Annotated in this window: 1 protein-coding gene; it reads right to left on the bottom strand. The window is 48.5% G+C overall.

Annotated features, from left to right (window positions below):
- Nucleotides 1-271 (bottom strand): helix-turn-helix domain-containing protein (locus H6A34_RS14705; protein ID WP_205106110.1); only part of this gene is annotated, 271 nt, incomplete at its 3' end.
- Nucleotides 272-336 lie beyond the last annotated feature (65 nt).

Raw genomic sequence — 336 nt, 5'->3', positions numbered from 1 at the left:
GTGACAGGCGGGATACATAGCCGGGAAGCAAGGCCTCCAGTTCAATCCTCCTGGAAGAAGGCTCCCGATGCCGGGATGCCGTACAGCCGAACAGTTCATCCAATTGCCCGTCGGACAGGGAAAGAAGCTGTTCAATACTCTTGCCGCTTGAAAGGAACAGGCGGACATACTTGCGGACAGTATTACGGGAAGTATGAAACGTGGAAGCCGTTTCCTTGATTCCCATGCCGGCCGCATAACATCTTAAAATGTTTTTGATTCGTTTATCCATTTGTATAGATTTTATTATCACCCCCGTTACACCAGGACTCGGGCACTCAAATCTACACAAAAAAA

Source organism: Marseilla massiliensis, assembly GCF_016899855.1.
In the GTDB taxonomy this organism is placed as follows: domain Bacteria; phylum Bacteroidota; class Bacteroidia; order Bacteroidales; family Bacteroidaceae; genus Prevotella.
This window is presented reverse-complemented; position numbering and strand designations above follow the sequence as displayed.